Raw genomic sequence first — 16667 nt, 5'->3', positions numbered from 1 at the left:
ATGCGGGTGTCGTTCGTCCGTGCGCAAATTTTCTGAAACACACCCCTTGTACCTCTAGTGACTAGAGCAATTACTTATGGGGTGCGCCAGAACGTTTCAGAAAGACGCCGCATGACCGAAATCAACCAGAAAACCCGTTTCCGCATTGAAGGTATGGATTGTGCCGGATGTGCCACCAAGGTGGATAAAGTGGTGCGCCGCGCGCCCGGTGTGCACGATGTCAATGTCTCGGTCACCGCCGGGACCATGGTGGTCGACCATAATGACCAGACCGATCTTGATGGTCTGGGCAAAAAGGTCAAAAGTCTCGGCTATGGCATTTCGCGTCAAGACGAACCCGCCGCCAGCGCGCCGGTGACCGCCGGTTTGCACGGGCACGAACATGGTGCTGAAGAGGGGGCTTTCTGGGGAAGCGCCAAGGCGCGCCTGACGATTGCCTGCGGTCTGGCGCTGGGGCTGGCCTTTGTCATCGCCCGGTTCTATCCCGACGCGGCGACCTGGATTTTTTTAGCCGCCATGGCCGTTGGCCTGATCCCGATTGCCCGGCGGGCGATGATGGCTGCGATAAACGGCATGCCCTTCACCATCGAAACATTAATGAGCGTTGCCGCGATCGGCGCGGTTCTGATCGGCGCGAGCGAGGAAGCCGCGGTTGTGGTGTTCCTGTTTCTTGTGGGTGAACTGCTCGAAAATATCGCCTCGGGCCGCGCCCGCGCCAGCATCAAGGCACTCGCCAGCCTCGTCCCGAAAACAGCCCTGCTTGAACAGAACGGCAAAACCGTTGAAGTGGCGGCGGCAAGTCTTGGCGTGGACGCGATCATTCTGGTGCGGCCCGGCGACCGTATTCCCGCCGATGGCACAATCCTGACCGGTGAAACCGCGATCGACGAATCGCCGATGACCGGCGAATCCGTGCCCAAAACCAAACAGCAAGGCGATAATGTTTTTGCCGGCACCATCAACCAGAATGCGGCCATTAGGGTTCAGGTCTCCGCATTGGCAAAAGACAATACCATTTCCCGCATCATCTCGCTGGTGGAAGAGGCGCAGGAAACCAAGGCGCCAACCGAACGCTTTATCGACCGCTTCTCGAAATATTACACGCCCGGCGTCATGGTGGTTGCAGCACTTGTCGCCCTTGTGCCGCCGCTCATGATGGGCGGGGTCTGGGATGAATGGATCTATAAGGGCCTCGCCGTGTTGTTGATCGGCTGCCCCTGCGCCCTGGTTATTTCCACGCCGGCGGCGATTGCTGCCAGCCTGTCGGCAGGGGCAAGGCGGGGCATGCTGATGAAGGGCGGCGCGGTGCTGGAAACGCTCGGCAAGGTCACCAGGGCCGCCTTCGACAAGACCGGCACCCTGACCGAGGGCAAGCCGAAAGTCACCGACATTACCGGCATTGGCCAGAGCGCGGCGGCGGTGTTGCAATGGGCCGCTGATCTGGAAGCTGAATCATCGCATCCGCTGGCCAAAGCCATTCTGGCTGAGGCTGAAAGAGAGGGCATCACCCCGGCCAGTGTCGAGAATGGCCGCGCCATTGGCGGCGCGGGCGTCAGCGGCACCTCCGGTGATACCGAATTGTTTCTCGGCGCGCCGCAAGCGGCGGAAAAACAGGTGGCGCTTTCCGACGCGGTAAAGGCCGAGATCGAAGCGCTGAACGCTTCGGGCAAAACCGTCTCGGTGCTAATCGCCAATGGGCAGCTGGCCGGCATGATCGCCATGCGGGATGAACCCCGTGACGATGCGATTGCCGGCATCAAGGCACTGACGGCTCTCGGTATTTCCAGCGTCATGCTGACCGGTGACAACCAGCGCACCGCCGACGCGATTGCGGCAAGCCTTGGCATGGAAGCACGGGCTGAATTGCTGCCCGAGGACAAGCAGCGCATTGTCTCTGAATTGCGCCAGTCGGGAGCCATCGTTGCCAAGATCGGCGACGGGATCAATGACGCCCCGGCGCTGGCCACGGCAGATGTCGGCATTGCCATGGGCGGGGGCACGGACGTGGCGCTGGAGACCGCCGATGCCGCCGTTTTGCATGGGCGGGTGATGGATGTCGCTGGCATGGTCTCCCTGTCGCGGGCGACCATGACCAATATCTGGCAGAACATCACCATTGCCCTGGGGTTGAAGGGTGTGTTTCTGGTCACCACCATATTGGGCATTACCGGCCTCTGGCCCGCCATCCTCGCCGATACCGGCGCGACCGTTCTGGTCACCGCCAATGCCATGCGCCTGCTGGCCTGGCGCGGCTTGCCACAGACAGGCGTGCAGCGCTAACCTCTAGTCACTGGAGATATGGAGAGCCATCATGTTATCGATCGGAGACCTGTCCCGCCGCACCGGGGTGAAAGTGCCCACCATCCGCTATTATGAGCAGATGGGCCTGATTGCACCAACTGAACGTTCCGAGGGCAATCAGCGCCGTTATGGCAGCCATGAGCGGGAGCGGCTGTCGTTTATCAAGCATGCCCGCGATCTGGGGTTGAAGATTGAGGCGATCCGCGAATTGCTGGATCTCAGCGCCCATCCCGAACGCCCCTGCCACGAGGCCGACCGGATTGCTGCCGAACAGCTGATCGCGGTGCGGGCCAGAATTGAAAATCTCAAACGGCTCGAACATGAGCTGGAACGGATCACCAGCCATTGCCACGGCGATCAGGTGCGCGATTGCTATGTCATCCGGGCGCTGGCCAATCACGATTTGTGCGAAACCGAGCATTAAAAAAGGGCGGGATAAATCCCGCCCTCTCTCATCACTTAAGCAGCGCTTACGGGCGCAGCATGATCTTGCCGGCCCGGCCCGGTGTCAGGGCAGCGGTCATTGCTTCCCTGGTCTGGCCGAGATCATAGACCCCACCCACATCAAGCGTCAGTTCGCCCTTGACCGCCAGCGTCACCAGTTCGCCAATCAGGCGCGCCCGCTCGGCGGGGGCCATTTCGGCGCTGACTTTTGAACCCCAGAACCCTTTAACGGTCAGGTGTTTCATGATCAGGGCACCTGAACTGAGTTCCAGCGGCGCACCGGTTGCCGTGCCAAAGATCACCAGCGTGCCTTCATTGCCCAGCAAATCGCCCAGATCGGTCGCCAGCGGCCCGCCAACAGAATCGATTGCCGCACGGGCACCAGCGGCTCCAAGCAAGGCGCGGGCCTTGTCCTGCCAGCCTTCAACCCCAGTCGACAGCACGTTTTCAATACCCATGGCCTCCAGCTCGGCCACAGCTTCTGCCCGGCGCACAAGATTGAGCGTATGGACGCCACGGGCCTTGGCCAATGCGGCAAAAATCTTGCCCACCGCGCCATTGGCGGCGGTCTGGATCACCCAGTCACCGTCCTTGACGTTGAGATATTCGAGCAGGGAAATGGCGCTGAACGGCATGGCGATCAGCTGCGCGCCCAGTTCATTAGAAATCTCCTCGGGCAGGGGCAGAATGCTTGCCGCCGGGGCGGTGAAATATTCAGCCCATGTGCCATGCACACCGGCAACGGCCACGCGCTTGCCGATCAGGTTCTCGTCAACGTCTGCACCAACCGCTGCGACAATACCCAGCGCTTCGCTGCCGCCAATGGCGGGCAGTTCCGGCTTGTAGCCATAATTGCCGCGAATGGTCCAAAGGTCGTGATTGTGGATCGGGGACAGGATCATTTTGACAAGCGCTTCACCCGCGCCGGGATTTGGCTTGGGGCTGTCGCCAAGTTCGAGAACCTCGGCGGCTTCGCCGAATGTCTTGTGAAATGCAGTACGCATGGAAAAATTCCTTTTGGGTGGTTTGTGCGGTGATAGGGGGGGTGCGGGGTGTGCCGTCAGGGCAGCAGCCGCGCTTTCGTATCCGCCAGGGCATTATGCAGCGGGGTCTTGTCGCGGGAGAGTTTGGCAAGGATCGCCGCCCCCAGAAACTGGCCGTAAAGCACGCTGGCGGTGGCCGGTATGTCGGATTGCGGTCGGATGGAGCCGTCGGCAATGCCCTCTTCAAGCAATTGCCCAATCAGATCGACCAGACGGGCAATGCCCGCGTTCATGATCAGGCGCATGTCATCAGACAGATCGGAGATCTCGGCACCGAGCCGGACCACAAGGCACCGGTCGGCAATCGCCCCGGCATCCGGGTCATCCAGCCAGGCCGACCAGAAATGCATCAACCGGTCCGCCCCGCTGGTGGGCTGGGCCAGAAGAGCGCCAAAGCGCGCCAGATAGGCGGCGACATAGTCCTCCAGCACAGCGCAGCCGAACGCCTCTTTCGAAGCGAAATAATGGTAGAATGAGCCTTTCGGCACCTCTGCCTGCTCCAGCAATGCCTTCAGCCCCGCCCCGCCAAAGCCGCCGGTCAGCATAAGTTCGCGCCCGGCATCAAGAATGCGTTTGCGGGTCAGGTCTGATTTCTTTGCATGTGCCATGACCGGCATATAGGAAAAAATAGACCGGTCGTCTATTAAATTTGTGGGGGGTCACGGAAACGTGAGACGCGAGGCCGGGTTTCAAGACGATTGGGGCAGGTCTTTTGTCATATGGCGCTGGTATGGGCGTCAGGGTGGCGGGTAAGTCGACCGGGCGGATTGGTGTTTCTGTCTGGCCGCGCGCACTCAGCCCAAACCAATCGCCCTGACTTTCATCCCGCCCCCGCTTGCGCCGCATGGCCGACAATGCTTTATGCGGCTTGTTTTTCTCATGGCCCGCCAGCGCAATGGCGGCCGCAAGTCTCAGGTCTCCTTTCTCCATGATTCGTCTCGAAAGCATTGGCAAGCAAAACGGCAAGCAGATTGTCTTCATCGAGGCGTCCGCCGCGCTGAACAAGGGCGAACGGGTGGGCCTTGTCGGCCCCAATGGTGCGGGCAAGACGACGCTGTTTCGCATGATCACCGGCGAGGAAGCCCCCGATGAAGGGCAGGTCTCTGTCGATCGGGGCACCACCATTGGCTATTTCTCCCAGGATGTGGGCGAGATGTCCGGGCGCAGTGTCGTGACCGAAGTGATGGACGGCGTCGGCCCGGTGGCGGCCTTGATGGCGGAGATGCGCGAGCTGGAAGCGGCGATGGGTGACCCAGACCGCGCTGATGAAATGGACGCGATCATCGAGCGCTATGGCGAGGTGCAGGCCAAGTTCGAGGAGCTGGACGGCTATGCCCTTGATAGCCGCGCCCGCGAAGTCCTGTCCGGTCTCGGCTTTAGTGACGAGATGATGGATGGCGATGTCGGCAAATTGTCCGGTGGCTGGAAAATGCGCGTTGCTTTGGCGCAGATCCTGTTGAAGCGTCCCAGCGCGCTGCTGCTCGATGAGCCGAGCAACCATCTCGATCTTGAAAGCCTGATCTGGCTTGAGGATTTTTTGAAGAACTATGACGGCACCATCCTGATGACCTCGCATGACCGCGAGTTCATGAACCGTATCGTCAACAAGATCATCGAGATCGATGCCGGGTCGCTGACCAGCTATACCGGCGATTATGAATTCTATACCGCCCAGCGTGCCCTCGCGGACAAGCAGATGCAGGCGCAGTTCGACCGGCAGCAGGCGATGCTGGCCAAGGAAATCGCCTTTATCGAACGCTTCAAGGCGCGCGCTTCCCATGCCGCCCAGGTGCAAAGCCGGGTGAAAAAACTCGACAAGATCGACAAGGTCGAACCCCCGAAGCGCCGGCAGGTGGTCAATTTCGAATTCCGCCCCGCCCCCCGTTCCGGCGAGGATGTGGCGATCCTAAAAGATGTCCATAAAAGCTATGGTAGCCGCACCATTTATGAAGGCCTCGATTTTCAGGTGCGCCGCCGCGAGCGCTGGTGCGTCATGGGGGTTAATGGCGCGGGCAAATCCACTTTGCTCAAACTGATCACGGGCGCGGCCGAACCCGATAGCGGCACGGTCAAGCGCGGGCCCAGCGTCAAGCTGGGGTATTTCGCCCAGCACGCCATGGATCTGCTCGATGGCGACCTAACGGTCTTCCAGTGGCTCGAGCAATCTTTCCCGCAGGCAGGCCAGCCGCCCTTGCGCGCGCTCGCCGGCTGTTTCGGTTTTTCGGGCGATGACATTGAAAAGAAATGCCGGGTGCTTTCAGGCGGGGAGAAGGCGCGTCTGGTCATGGCCGGCCTGTTGTTCGATCCCCCCAATTTTCTCGTCCTCGACGAGCCGACCAACCACCTTGATATTGCCACCAAGGAAATGCTGATTGCAGCGCTCCAGCAATATGAGGGCACCATGCTGTTCGTCTCCCATGACCGCCATTTCCTCGGTGCCCTCTCCAACCGGGTGCTCGAACTGACGGCGGACGGTGTGCATGTCTATGGCGGCGGCTATACCGAATATGTCGAAAGCACCGGCCAGGAAGCCCCCGGCCTGCATAGCTGAGATTTGGCCGTGAAGGCCTTTTGGAGAAGGGCTTTGGGTCAGGACGGGTCGCTGATCCTTCTGACGCCGTTCCCGTTTTGCTGGAAACATTCCTCGTCATCGCGAGGCGCGTAGCGCCGTGGCGATCCAGAGCCGCAAGCACCGATTTCCGCGGCTTCTGGATTGCCGCGCGCCTTTGGCGCTCGCAATGACGAAGGGCGGCATGCCCCCTTTCCCTCCCCTTGATGGGGAGGGTGGCCCGGCAAAGCCGGGTCGGGTGGGGTGGAGCGGCCCGCGCCGTATTTGCCGACAGCCCAAAGACTCTTTGTTTGGCCCTTCGGGCCGACCCCCACCCTTGATCCCTCCCCACAAGGGGGAGGGAGAAGAGAGCATGCGGCATGCTCCGATGCGCGCGGCAATCCAGAATGGGGCGGGCAATTTGCAAACTATCATATGCCCCCGATAGCCCTATCCCCCCAATCGTCATACTCGGGCTTGACCCGAGTACCCATGCGATATGGCTGCGCTTCAGGTGGGCGTGGGGTCGGAGGCTTGTCCCGCCCTCTGCCGGTGTGGATGGCGGGTCATGGGCCCTCGGGTCAAGCCCGAGGGAGAAGGTGGGGGATGGTCGTTTCCTTGGCGCGCCTTACCATCGTCATTGCGAGCGCCAAAGGCGCGCGGCAATCCAGAGCCGCGAACATCAGTGCTTGTCGCTCTGGATTGCCACGGCGCTACGCGCCTCGCAATGACGACCGAGAGATTCCGACAATGGAACATTTCCCCGTTTGCCGTATTGTTGCAAATGGCTTGCAATTGCAGATGTGAACGACTATTACTTGCAAATCATTCGCAATTAAGGCTCATGCAATGCACCCTCGAAATACGATCATGGCCGCTGTGCTGGGCTTAAGCCTGATGCTGGGGGCCGGCTCCGCCTTGGCGAAAGAAAAATTCAAGGCCGTGACCACTTTCACTGTCATCGCTGATATGGCGCGCAATGTGGCCGGCGATGCCGCCATCGTTGAATCGATCACCAAGCCGGGTGCCGAGATCCATAACTATCAACCGACACCGGGCGATCTGGTGCGGGCACAGGGCGCGGATCTGATCTTCTGGAATGGCCTCAATCTCGAACTCTGGTTCGAGAAATTCTTCCGCAACCTGCGCGATCTCCCCAGCGTCACCGTCTCCGACGGCATTGAACCAATGGGCATTGCCGAGGGGCCCTATACCGGCAAGCCCAATCCCCATGCCTGGATGTCGCTCGATTCAGCCCTCATCTATATCGACAATATCCGCGATGGGTTCATCACCTATGATCCGGAGAATGCCGAGACCTACCGGGCCAATGCTGAAGCCTACAAGGCGGAAGTGACCGCCGCTGTGGCCCCGTTGCGCGACGCTGCCCGCGCCATTCCCGAGGGCAAGCGCTGGCTGGTCACAAGCGAAGGCGCGTTCAGCTATCTCGCCCGTGATTTCGGTTTGAAGGAACTTTACCTCTGGCCCATCAATGCCGACCAGCAGGGCACACCGAGCCAGGTCCGCAAGGTCATCGACACGGTGCGTGCGGAAAATATCGGCGTGGTATTCAGTGAAAGCACAGTGCCCGCGGCCCCCGCTGAACAGGTCGCCCGTGAGACTGGCGCAAGATATGGCGGCATGCTCTATGTGGATTCACTCAGCGAGGCTGATGGCCCCGTGCCAACCTATATCGACCTGCTGCGGGTGACATCGGATACCATCGTGAAAGGGCTCACCCAGTGACTTCATCCAACCTCAGGCCTTTGAACACAAAGCCTGAAAACGCAGGCGCGGGGATTGCCGTGCATGACGTGACGGTCACCTACCGCAATGGGCACACCGCGCTGCGCGACGCCAGTTTTGAAACGCCGACAGGTACAATTACAGCGCTTGTCGGCGTCAACGGCTCGGGCAAGTCGACCCTGTTCAAGGCCATTATGGGCTTTGTGCGCACCGCGAAAGGCTCGATTTCGGTGCTGGGCATGAGCGTGCCCGAAGCCTTGAAAAAAAGCATTGTCGCCTATGTGCCGCAAGCCGAGGAGGTGGACTGGAGCTTTCCCGTTCTCGTTGAGGATGTGGTGATGATGGGCCGTTATGGCCACATGAACATGCTGCGCATGCCGCGCGACGCGGACCGCCATGCCGTTGATGAAGCGCTGGAACGCGTCGGCATGTCGAGCTTTCGCAAACGCCAGATCGGTGAATTGTCCGGCGGCCAGCGCAAGCGGGTTTTTCTCGCCCGGGCGCTGGCGCAAAACGGGCAGGTGATCCTGCTCGACGAACCGTTCACCGGCGTTGACGTCAAGACCGAAGAAGCCATCATAATCTTGCTGAAAGCCTTGCGGGACGAAGGCCGGGTCATGCTGGTCTCCACCCATAATCTGGGGAGCGTGCCCGAATTCTGCGACCGCACGGTTCTGGTCAAGAACACGGTTCTCGCCTATGGCCCGACCGCGGAAATCTTCACCCACGACAATCTGGAAAAAACCTTTGGCGGCGTGCTGCGCCATTTTGTGCTCGGCGGCACCGATCTGCATGACGATGACGATCACCGCAAGGTCACGGTTCTCACCGATGACGAGCGGCCCTTTGTTGTCTATGACGCGGGCAAGACCAAAGCGGGCAAGACCAAAGCGGGCGAGCCCAAATGAGCGTCCTCATCGAGCCGTTCACCTATCAATATATGCTCAATGCCATGTGGGTCAGCGCGCTGGTTGGCGCTGTGTGCGCCTTTCTCTCCGCCTATCTCATGCTCAAGGGCTGGTCGCTGATTGGTGACGCGCTCAGCCATGCCATCGTGCCCGGTGTTGCCGGGGCCTATATGCTGGGCCTGCCGTTTTCCCTTGGGGCCTTTCTCTCCGGCGGCCTTGCGGCCGGGGCCATGCTGTTTCTCAACCAGCGCACCCGTTTGAAGGAAGACACCATAATCGGGCTGATCTTCACCTCGTTTTTCGGGCTGGGCCTGTTCATGGTCTCCCTCGCGCCAACCTCGGTCAATATCCAGACTATCGTTTTGGGCAATATTCTCGCCATTTCGCCCGATGACATCATGCAATTGGCGATTATCGGTTTCGTCTCGCTGGCGGTCCTTTTGCTCAAATGGAAGGATTTGATGGTCACCTTCTTTGACGAGAACCACGCCCGCTCCATCGGCCTTCACCCCACCCTGCTCAAGATCATGTTCTTCACCCTGCTCAGCGCCTGCACGGTTGCCGCATTGCAAACGGTTGGCGCGTTTCTGGTGATCGCCATGGTGGTGACCCCGGGCGCGACGGCCTATCTGCTGACCGACCGGTTTCCGCGCCTTCTGGTCATCAGTGTTACCATCGGCACGCTGACCTGCTTTTTCGGGGCCTATATCAGCTATTTTCTTGATGGCGCGACCGGCGGCATCATCGTTGTATTGCAAACCCTGATCTTTCTTGTCGCCTTCTTCTTCGCCCCCAAGCACGGCATGCTCGCCGCGCGCCGCCGGGCGGCGAAAGCATTGGAGACAGGCCAATGATCGACACGCTCCTTTTGCCCTTCCAGTTCGAGTTTATGCGCAACGCGCTTGTCATCTCGGCACTGGTCGCTGTGCCCGCAGCTCTCCTCTCGGGATTTCTGGTGCTCAAGGGCTGGTCCCTGATGGGGGACGCGGTGTCCCATGCGGTCTTGCCGGGCATTGTGCTCGCCTATATCGCGGGTATTCCCCTTGGCATCGGCGCATTCGCTGCCGGCATGATCTGCGCGGTCTCAACCGGATTTCTCACCCAGAACAGCCGCATCAAGCAGGATACGGTGATGGGCGTGGTTTTTTCCGGCATGTTCGGGCTGGGGCTGGTGCTCTATGTCGCCATCCAGACCGATATTCACCTCGACCATATCCTGTTCGGTGACATGCTGGGCATTGGGGGTCCCGATATTATCGAGACGGGTCTCATCGCTTTGGTCGTCACTGGTCTGATCATCTTTAAATGGCGCGACCTGCTGCTGCATGCGTTTGACCCCGCTCAGGCGCAAGCCATCGGCCTGCCGGTCGGGTGGCTGCATTACGGGCTGCTGGCCATCCTGTCCCTGACCATTGTAGGGGCCTTGAAGGCAGTCGGGATCATTCTGGCGATCGCCTTGCTGATCGCCCCCGGCGCCATCGCTTTCCTGATCACCCGTTCCTTCGGGCGCATGCTGGTGGTTTCCGTCGTCGTCGCGGTAGCAGCCGCGCTGGCCGGGGTCTATCTCAGTTTCTTCCTCGACAGCGCCCCCGCTCCCACCATCGTCCTTTTGATGTCGGGCACGTTCATCGTGGTCTTTGTCTATCAAGGCATTGCCCAGCAGCGGGTCGAGGCGCGCCGGGCCGGCACCTGACCACAACCGCGGCAATCCGTGCACCCATTCATGTATTCAAGTTGCGTTGGCGTCCAAGGGGCGTTAGCGTCAACCTGTTCGGGTTCCACACCGGCAAAAGGCCTGTGGGATTAAAAGGGAACACGGTAGGGACGACCCAACAGGGGCCCGATCCGTGACTGCCCTCGCAACTGTGAACGCTGAGCCTGTTCCAAAAAAGCCACTGGGCACGCGCCTGGGAAGGCGGAATGAGGCGGTGAAGCGTGAGTCAGGAGACCTGCCCGAACGTGTCTGAACCGGACCAGCGCCTGACGCTGGTCGCAATGCACGATGGGTGCAGCAAAGGAACTGAAAATGCATATCGAACCCGGCGTCGTCGACGGCGCCAAAATCATCCTCAGCTACGCAACAGGCGCGGCGGCAATCGGCCTTGCGGGCAAGCTTGCCAAGGACGCAATCCGTCAGGATGGTGGATTGTCCGGCCTTGTCATCCGCACGATTTTCACATCGGCCCTGGTATTCTGCTTCTTCGAGATTTTCCCCCATCACGCGGTCGGGGTCTCCGAAGTGCATCTGATTCTCGGCTCGACCCTGTTCCTGATTTTCGGGGCCGGACCGGCAATGCTGGGGCTGGCCATCGGGCTTCTGGCCCAGGGCCTGCTGTTTGCGCCCTTCGACCTGCCGCAATACGGCATGAATGTCACCACGTTGATCGTGCCGCTTTATGCCATGAGCCTTCTGGCCAAGCGCATCATCCCGGCAGCAACCGCCTATAAGGACGTCACCTATGCGCAGGCGTTTGCTCTCTCGACGTCCTATCAGGGTGGCATTGTGGTCTGGGTCGGCTTCTGGGCGCTTTACGGACACGGGTTCGGCGCGGAAAATCTGGCCAATGTCGCCACATTCGGTGCCGCCTATATGACGGTCATCATTCTTGAGCCTTTGGTCGATCTCGGTGTGCTCGCCGGAGCCAAGGCCCTGCACCGGTTCTCCGGCACCGGCCTGTTCCACAAACGGCTCTTTCAGCCAGCCATCTGATCAAAACAACTTTTCCCCGGCGCATCGCGTCGGGGAAATGCTTTTGGGGCCGGGCGGCATAAACCGCGCCCCGCTTAAATGGCAGGGATTGTTTCGGGCAGGCCGCTTAAAAGCGATCTCAATGCCGCCGCCTGGGCTTCCTGCGAAATGCCAGCCTCCTCAATCGGGCTTTCCGCATTGCGCTTGCCGGCAATGGCATCGAAAAATGCCTGATGCTCGTCCCGGTAGACGGCATCGCGATCCACCTTGAAACCTTCATCGACAACGGCGCTGCCATCATGCAGCTGCAAGGTGCCCGCCAGCAGATCGATCAGGACCGATCCGCCCGAAAACACGGCGTGATAGCGATGCACCTCGGGATGTTCGAGATAGTTCTGGTGCACATGGGCTGAAAAATTGCCGCCGAAACTGTAAAGCATCGAAATCAGGTCCGGGTCTGAAGAGAGCGCCTTGTGGCCCCCGCGCGCGCCCGTTGCATAGACCGAGAGCGGCTTTTGCCCCGACAGCCAGAACATCAGGTCCGGCTGATGCACATAGTCGAGCAGAAGGGCCCCAAACATGTCCTTTTGGTAGCGCGACCGGGAGAATTCCAGCGTCTGATAGGAACCGACATGGCAACTGAGATGAACCAGTTCACCCAACGCCTTTGTATCAATAATCTGCTTGAGCCGCCGCAGCGCCGGATGAAAATGCAAATGAAACCCGAAGCTGAGGATTTTGCCTGCCCGGTTAGGATCGGCGGCCAGCACCCGCGCCTCTTCGGGGGAATGGCTGACCGGCTTTTCGCAAAGGACATGACAACCCGCCGCCAAAGCTGCACGGGCCTGCGCCACATGCAAATGGTGCGGGGTGGCAATCACCACCGCATCAAGCCCGGTCGCCAGCAAGTCTTCAAGCGTGCCATGCGTGCCGGCAATCCGGCCGGCACATTCAGAGCGCGCCAGCTCGATTTCCGCCGGTGAGAGATCCATTACGTGTAACGCAATGTCGTCCCGTTCCGAGAGGAGGCGCGCATGCCGCCGGCCGATAGAGCCAAGGCCAACCAGTCCGATTGTCTTCATTGCCGTGTCATTTCCAGTTCGAGAAACCACCATCGACCACAAGATTATGCCCGGTGACATAATCCGATGCTGCCGATGCGAGAAACAGGGCCGCGCCCTTGATGTCCATGCCGTCGCGCCCCATGCGCCCAAGCGGTGTCTTGTCGCCATAGCCGGCAACGAAATCCGCCGGCAGGTCGCGCGGACCAAAACCGCCCGGCGAGATCGTGTTGACATTAATGCCCTGAGGCGACAGCCAGCCCGCCAGATCGCGCGTCAGCCCGATAATGCCCGCCTTGGCGGCGGCATAATCGACCGGCTGTCCCTTCATGCCCGCGCCTTCATAAATGCGGCGGTCCCGCCCCACCAGTCCGGCGATTGATCCCAGATTGATGATTTTGCCGGTGCCACGCGCAATCATGCCGGGCACCACGCAGCGGGTCACAAGAATAGTGCCGGTCAGATTGGTGTCGATGACATCGCGGATATCGGCGATATCGCGGGCGGTCAGCACCGAGAGGCTTTTGCCCGCACCGCCGCCGGAATTATTGACCAGGATATCGATGCCCCCGAGCGCTGCCGCCGCCTGATCAGCCATGCGCGCGATCGAGGCATCGTCGCGGACATCGAGGGAAAGGCCAATGGTTTTGACGCCATGGGCCGCCGCCAGCCGGGCGGCCGCCGCCTCGGCTTTCGCCAGATCCCGTGATGTTACACAAACAGCGCAGCCCGCCTCGGCCAGCGCCGATGCAATGTCAAAACCAAGAAAGCTTGCGCCTCCGGTCACCAGCGCGGTTTTGCCATCAAGACGGAACAGGTCAGGGAGATCGGTCATCGTCTCATTCTCCAGAATTCATTTGGTATGACAAAAGAAAAATTTTTGTAACCCTTACATGCGATAGCCGTAAATCACGGTATTGAAAAGAGCCCATCACGCATTTGCGCCGCCAAGCCGTGCCGCAGATGCAAAAACGCCCGGCATCGGAAGGCTGCCGGGCGCTTTCGGGGTCTCATATTGCCTGGGCCGGGGGCGCTTTGGCGGCGCAAATGCGCCGTTAAAGCCGCCGGATCAGACAGAGAGCCATGGCTTGACGTCGTCGCGTGCAAGGAAGGGTTTAAGGCGCGCCTCGACATCCGGCACCTTGGCGGCCATCGGCGCACGGGTGGGGCCACATTCAATGCCGAGCAGCCGGAACGAGGCTTTCATGCCGGGCAGCACGCCGGTCTCCATGAGAATTTCAACATATTCCTGGGAGATCGTCTGCAAGGGCTGCGCCCTGGCCAGATCCTTGGCTGTCACGGCGGCAAACAGCGCCGCGTAAAGCTTGCCGAACAGATTATATGTGGTGCCGATGCCGCCATCTGCCCCGAGCGATGCCGCGCCGAGAAAGATCTCGTCGGAGCCGAAAAAGTACAGTTTTTCCGGGCGCCGGCGGCGCAATTGCGAGAGCTTGAACAAATCGTTGGAGGTGAACTTGATCCCCGCGACATTGGGCAGGTCGAGGATGCGCACAAGCAGGTCGAGCGGCAATGGGCGGCCCGTGCGGAACGGTATCTCGTAAACGATCAAGGGTAAGTCCGTGGCCGCGGCAAGCTCTTGATAATAGCCGTAAATTTCCGCGTCAGAGAACGGGTAGGAATGGGGCGGCAAGGCCGAAAGGGCATCATAGCCGTTCTTTTTGGCGCTTTTTGCAAGGGTAATGGAATCGGCCAGCGCCGGCACGCCGACATGGGCGATCAGCTTGTGGTCCGTGCCCCGTGCACATTCAGCAACCACGCCTTGCTGCTCCAAAAGGGCCGCCGTTTCCAGCAGGCCGGATTCGCCGCTGCTGCCGCCAACATATAATCCCCGCAGCCCCTGCTTGAGCACATAGTCTGTCAGGTCGCGCTGCCGGTTCAGGTCCAGATTGCCCGCGTCATCCATTGCGCTCATCAGCGCTGCATACATTCCTGAAAATGGCTCTTTCATGCTAAATCCCTTTTGCCTGCCAATGGGGCAGTGTTTGCTCTGGTCGGTTGGTTTAAGACAAAAGTTTTGAGTTGACAATCAAAAACACATGGTAATACAAAAATGCGCAGTTTGGTAACACGCCCACGCATTTCAGGCCTTTGAAAGGACCCTATGATGAGTGACGGAAAGCAGAAGCGCGCTTCTGATGTGATTGCTGATGCCCTGATTGAGGAAATCCGGGGCGGAGTGATACACGATGACGCGCCGCTGCCCACAGAGCGGGAATTGTGTGAACGGTTCGAGGCCTCAAGGCCAACCGTGCGCGAAGCGCTGGCCCAATTGCAGATGCGCGGATTTGCCGTTCTGGGTGCAGGCAAGCGCCCCCGGGCTGCAAGGCCTTCCCTTGCGGGCATTCTGCGGGGAGCGGGCAATCACATCCGCGAGACCCTCGGCGATGACGAGAGCAGCGCCCATCTTGAGCAGATGCGCCAGTTTATCGAGACCGGCGCTGTCCGCCAGGCCGCGCGGCGGGCCAACAATATACAGATCAAGCAGCTGCAAACGGCGCTGGAGCGGAACTATCAGGCCATCGGCACCGATGCATTCTCGGAAACAGATCATGCATTTCACCGGATTCTCGTCTCGGTAGTTGCCAACCCGGTTCTGTTGACACTGCACGACATGTTTGTCTCGGAACTGCTCTCCCAGCGCCCTGTTGCCCCGGACCGGGCGGCGCATGACCGCCGGTCCTATGACGAACACCGACGCATATACCAGGCAATTTTGGATGGTGATGCCGCCGCCGCCACAGAGGTCATGGACCAGCATTTGGAGCGCTCTTATCGTTCGCGCCTCAAGGCTCCCAGATCGCTTGTGGCCGAGCCGGACGCGCACACTGTCTCCTGAACTTCATCAAAGAAGCAAACCAAAGCCAAACGAAGAACCGGAGGAAAATTCTATGACTATTCATGCCAAACTGCTGGTGGGTGTTGCCACCCTGGCGCTGATGACGGGGGCCGTTCAGGCCCGGGAGCTGACCATTGGCCTGCAGGACAATGAGGTCTCGACAACCTTTATGGGTGTGTCCGCCATTTCCGAGAAGCTTGAAGAGCTCTCCGATGGTGAATTCAAGCTCAAGATTTTCCCCTCCGCGACCCTGGGTGATTTCAAGGCCATGGTGGCGCAGGTGCAGGCAGGCGAGCTGGACATGGTTGTCACCGGCTATCCTGACATGTCCTACACCATTCCCGAGCTGAAACTGGTCGGCGCCCCCTATGTCGTTGACAGCTTCGAGCATCTCGAGGAAATCGTTGCCGGCCCATGGGGCCAGGAAATGGCCGAAAAGATGAAAGAGCAGGGGCTGACCTCGCTTGATGTCTGGTATCAGGGCACGCGCCAGACCACGGCCAACCGCGCCATCAATTCCATTGAGGACATGAAGGGCCTGCGCCTGCGCACCCCCAACGTGCCCTTCCTGATTGCCTATGCGGAAAATGTCGGCGCCGTGCCCGCGCCGGTGGCCTTCCAGGAAGTCTATCTCGCGCTGCAGACCAATCAGGTCGATGGCGAAGAGAACCCGCTGCCCACAATCGAGGCGATGAAATTCTACGAAGTGCAGGATTATATCGCGCTGACAAACCATTTCATCAGCTCCGCCTCGATCAAGATCGGCAATGATGTCTGGGATTCGCTCAGCGATGAGGAAAAAGGCTGGCTCGAGACCGCCACCAAGCATGGCGGCGATGTCACTGACGGGCTGACTTTCAAGGCCGAGGCCGATCTGATCTCGACCTTCAAGGAACGGGGCCTGACCATCACAGAGCCCGATACCGCTCCCTTCCGGGCTGCCATGAAACCCTATTATGACGAACTGGAAGCCGAATTCGGTGAAGGTGTCATCGCGCGGGTTCGCGGCGAATAAGTTCTGACTGGCGGGGCCGGAACCGGCCCCGCCACCATCTCCGGGGGGATCCGAT

At 59.9% G+C, this 16667-nt stretch carries 15 protein-coding genes and 1 riboswitch; of the genes, 10 read left to right on the top strand and 5 right to left on the bottom strand.

The window, feature by feature from the left end; all coding sequences use genetic code 11:
* Positions 1-111 precede the first annotated feature (111 nt).
* Positions 112-2280, top strand: a complete 2169-nt coding sequence (locus L1P08_RS10430) for a heavy metal translocating P-type ATPase (RefSeq protein ID WP_303616956.1) — start codon at positions 112-114, stop codon at positions 2278-2280.
* Positions 2281-2311: 31 nt separating this feature from the next.
* Positions 2312-2725 carry a MerR family transcriptional regulator gene (locus L1P08_RS10425; protein ID WP_303616955.1) on the top strand — a complete coding sequence of 138 codons (414 nt, stop codon included), beginning with the start codon at positions 2312-2314 and terminating at the stop codon, positions 2723-2725.
* A 46-nt stretch (positions 2726-2771) separates the two neighbouring features.
* Here L1P08_RS10425 and L1P08_RS10420 read toward each other — a convergent pair whose 3' ends face one another.
* Together L1P08_RS10420 and L1P08_RS10415 are read right to left on the bottom strand one after the other, a co-directional pair.
* Complete coding sequence (locus L1P08_RS10420) at positions 2772-3749, bottom strand: zinc-binding dehydrogenase (RefSeq protein ID WP_303616954.1); 978 nt, start codon at positions 3747-3749, stop codon at positions 2772-2774.
* Between the two features lie 56 nt (positions 3750-3805).
* Positions 3806-4396 (bottom strand): TetR/AcrR family transcriptional regulator, encoded by a 591-nt coding sequence (locus tag L1P08_RS10415; RefSeq protein WP_303616953.1) that lies wholly within the window; start codon positions 4394-4396, stop codon positions 3806-3808.
* Between the two features lie 320 nt (positions 4397-4716).
* On the opposite strand from L1P08_RS10415, the gene L1P08_RS10410 reads away from it, so the two are divergent.
* The 6 genes from L1P08_RS10410 to L1P08_RS10385 all read left to right on the top strand — a co-directional run bounded on the left by L1P08_RS10410 (position 4717) and on the right by L1P08_RS10385 (position 11700).
* Positions 4717-6339, top strand: coding sequence for an ABC-F family ATP-binding cassette domain-containing protein (locus tag L1P08_RS10410; RefSeq protein WP_303616952.1), 1623 nt, complete (start codon positions 4717-4719; stop codon positions 6337-6339).
* 846 nt (positions 6340-7185) lie between these two features.
* On the top strand, positions 7186-8082 hold the full coding sequence (locus tag L1P08_RS10405) for a metal ABC transporter substrate-binding protein (RefSeq protein ID WP_438268404.1): 897 nt from the start codon (positions 7186-7188) through the stop codon (positions 8080-8082).
* Positions 8079-8990: a manganese/iron ABC transporter ATP-binding protein gene (locus tag L1P08_RS10400; protein WP_438268403.1), complete on the top strand. Its 912-nt coding sequence runs from the start codon at positions 8079-8081 to the stop codon at positions 8988-8990. Before L1P08_RS10405 ends, L1P08_RS10400 begins: the two co-directional genes overlap by 4 nt.
* Positions 8987-9844 (top strand): iron/manganese ABC transporter permease subunit SitC, encoded by an 858-nt coding sequence (sitC, locus tag L1P08_RS10395; protein WP_303616951.1) that lies wholly within the window; start codon positions 8987-8989, stop codon positions 9842-9844. Before L1P08_RS10400 ends, sitC begins: the two co-directional genes overlap by 4 nt.
* Positions 9841-10683: a metal ABC transporter permease gene (locus tag L1P08_RS10390; RefSeq protein WP_303616950.1), complete on the top strand. Its 843-nt coding sequence runs from the start codon at positions 9841-9843 to the stop codon at positions 10681-10683. Before sitC ends, L1P08_RS10390 begins: the two co-directional genes overlap by 4 nt.
* 63 nt (positions 10684-10746) lie before the next feature.
* Positions 10747-10961, top strand: a riboswitch (cobalamin riboswitch).
* Positions 10962-11016: 55 nt separating this feature from the next.
* Positions 11017-11700 (top strand): energy-coupling factor ABC transporter permease, encoded by a 684-nt coding sequence (locus tag L1P08_RS10385; protein ID WP_303616949.1) that lies wholly within the window; start codon positions 11017-11019, stop codon positions 11698-11700.
* Positions 11701-11774: 74 nt separating this feature from the next.
* On the opposite strand, the gene L1P08_RS10380 is transcribed toward L1P08_RS10385, so the two are convergent.
* The 3 genes from L1P08_RS10380 to L1P08_RS10370 all read right to left on the bottom strand — a co-directional run bounded on the left by L1P08_RS10380 (position 11775) and on the right by L1P08_RS10370 (position 14709).
* A complete protein-coding gene (locus tag L1P08_RS10380) occupies positions 11775-12761 on the bottom strand; it encodes a Gfo/Idh/MocA family protein (protein ID WP_303616948.1) in 987 nt (328 codons plus the stop codon).
* A gap of 7 nt (positions 12762-12768) precedes the next feature.
* Positions 12769-13575 (bottom strand): SDR family oxidoreductase, encoded by an 807-nt coding sequence (locus tag L1P08_RS10375; RefSeq protein ID WP_303616947.1) that lies wholly within the window; start codon positions 13573-13575, stop codon positions 12769-12771.
* 234 nt (positions 13576-13809) lie between these two features.
* Positions 13810-14709: a dihydrodipicolinate synthase family protein gene (locus L1P08_RS10370; protein ID WP_303616946.1), complete on the bottom strand. Its 900-nt coding sequence runs from the start codon at positions 14707-14709 to the stop codon at positions 13810-13812.
* Between the two features lie 156 nt (positions 14710-14865).
* Here L1P08_RS10370 and L1P08_RS10365 point away from each other — a divergent pair, with 156 nt between their 5' ends.
* Together L1P08_RS10365 and L1P08_RS10360 are read left to right on the top strand one after the other, a co-directional pair.
* On the top strand, positions 14866-15597 hold the full coding sequence (locus L1P08_RS10365) for a FadR/GntR family transcriptional regulator (RefSeq protein ID WP_303616945.1): 732 nt from the start codon (positions 14866-14868) through the stop codon (positions 15595-15597).
* Between the two features lie 52 nt (positions 15598-15649).
* Positions 15650-16612, top strand: coding sequence for a sialic acid TRAP transporter substrate-binding protein SiaP (locus tag L1P08_RS10360; protein WP_303616944.1), 963 nt, complete (start codon positions 15650-15652; stop codon positions 16610-16612).
* The last annotated feature ends 55 nt before the right edge of the window (positions 16613-16667 follow it).

The sequence above is a fragment of the Mariluticola halotolerans genome, assembly GCF_021611515.1.
GTDB lineage: Bacteria > Pseudomonadota > Alphaproteobacteria > Rhizobiales > Devosiaceae > Mariluticola > Mariluticola halotolerans.
Note: the sequence above shows the minus strand (reverse complement) of the source record. Positions and strands in the feature narration are given on the sequence as shown.

What these genes read in the sequence shown, in the direction of transcription:
- L1P08_RS10430 (WP_303616956.1), top strand. Translation starts at nt 112, where the DNA reads ATGACCGAAATCAACCAGAAAACCCGTTTCCGCATTGAAGGTATGGAT.
- L1P08_RS10425 (WP_303616955.1), top strand. Translation starts at nt 2,312, where the DNA reads ATGTTATCGATCGGAGACCTGTCCCGCCGCACCGGGGTGAAAGTGCCC.
- L1P08_RS10420 (WP_303616954.1), bottom strand. Translation starts at nt 3,749, where the DNA reads ATGCGTACTGCATTTCACAAGACATTCGGCGAAGCCGCCGAGGTTCTC.
- L1P08_RS10415 (WP_303616953.1), bottom strand. Translation starts at nt 4,396, where the DNA reads ATGGCACATGCAAAGAAATCAGACCTGACCCGCAAACGCATTCTTGAT.
- L1P08_RS10410 (WP_303616952.1), top strand. Translation starts at nt 4,717, where the DNA reads ATGATTCGTCTCGAAAGCATTGGCAAGCAAAACGGCAAGCAGATTGTC.
- L1P08_RS10405 (WP_438268404.1), top strand. Translation starts at nt 7,186, where the DNA reads ATGCACCCTCGAAATACGATCATGGCCGCTGTGCTGGGCTTAAGCCTG.
- sitC (WP_303616951.1), top strand. Translation starts at nt 8,987, where the DNA reads ATGAGCGTCCTCATCGAGCCGTTCACCTATCAATATATGCTCAATGCC.
- L1P08_RS10390 (WP_303616950.1), top strand. Translation starts at nt 9,841, where the DNA reads ATGATCGACACGCTCCTTTTGCCCTTCCAGTTCGAGTTTATGCGCAAC.
- L1P08_RS10385 (WP_303616949.1), top strand. Translation starts at nt 11,017, where the DNA reads ATGCATATCGAACCCGGCGTCGTCGACGGCGCCAAAATCATCCTCAGC.
- L1P08_RS10380 (WP_303616948.1), bottom strand. Translation starts at nt 12,761, where the DNA reads ATGAAGACAATCGGACTGGTTGGCCTTGGCTCTATCGGCCGGCGGCAT.
- L1P08_RS10375 (WP_303616947.1), bottom strand. Translation starts at nt 13,575, where the DNA reads ATGACCGATCTCCCTGACCTGTTCCGTCTTGATGGCAAAACCGCGCTG.
- L1P08_RS10370 (WP_303616946.1), bottom strand. Translation starts at nt 14,709, where the DNA reads ATGAAAGAGCCATTTTCAGGAATGTATGCAGCGCTGATGAGCGCAATG.
- L1P08_RS10365 (WP_303616945.1), top strand. Translation starts at nt 14,866, where the DNA reads ATGAGTGACGGAAAGCAGAAGCGCGCTTCTGATGTGATTGCTGATGCC.
- L1P08_RS10360 (WP_303616944.1), top strand. Translation starts at nt 15,650, where the DNA reads ATGACTATTCATGCCAAACTGCTGGTGGGTGTTGCCACCCTGGCGCTG.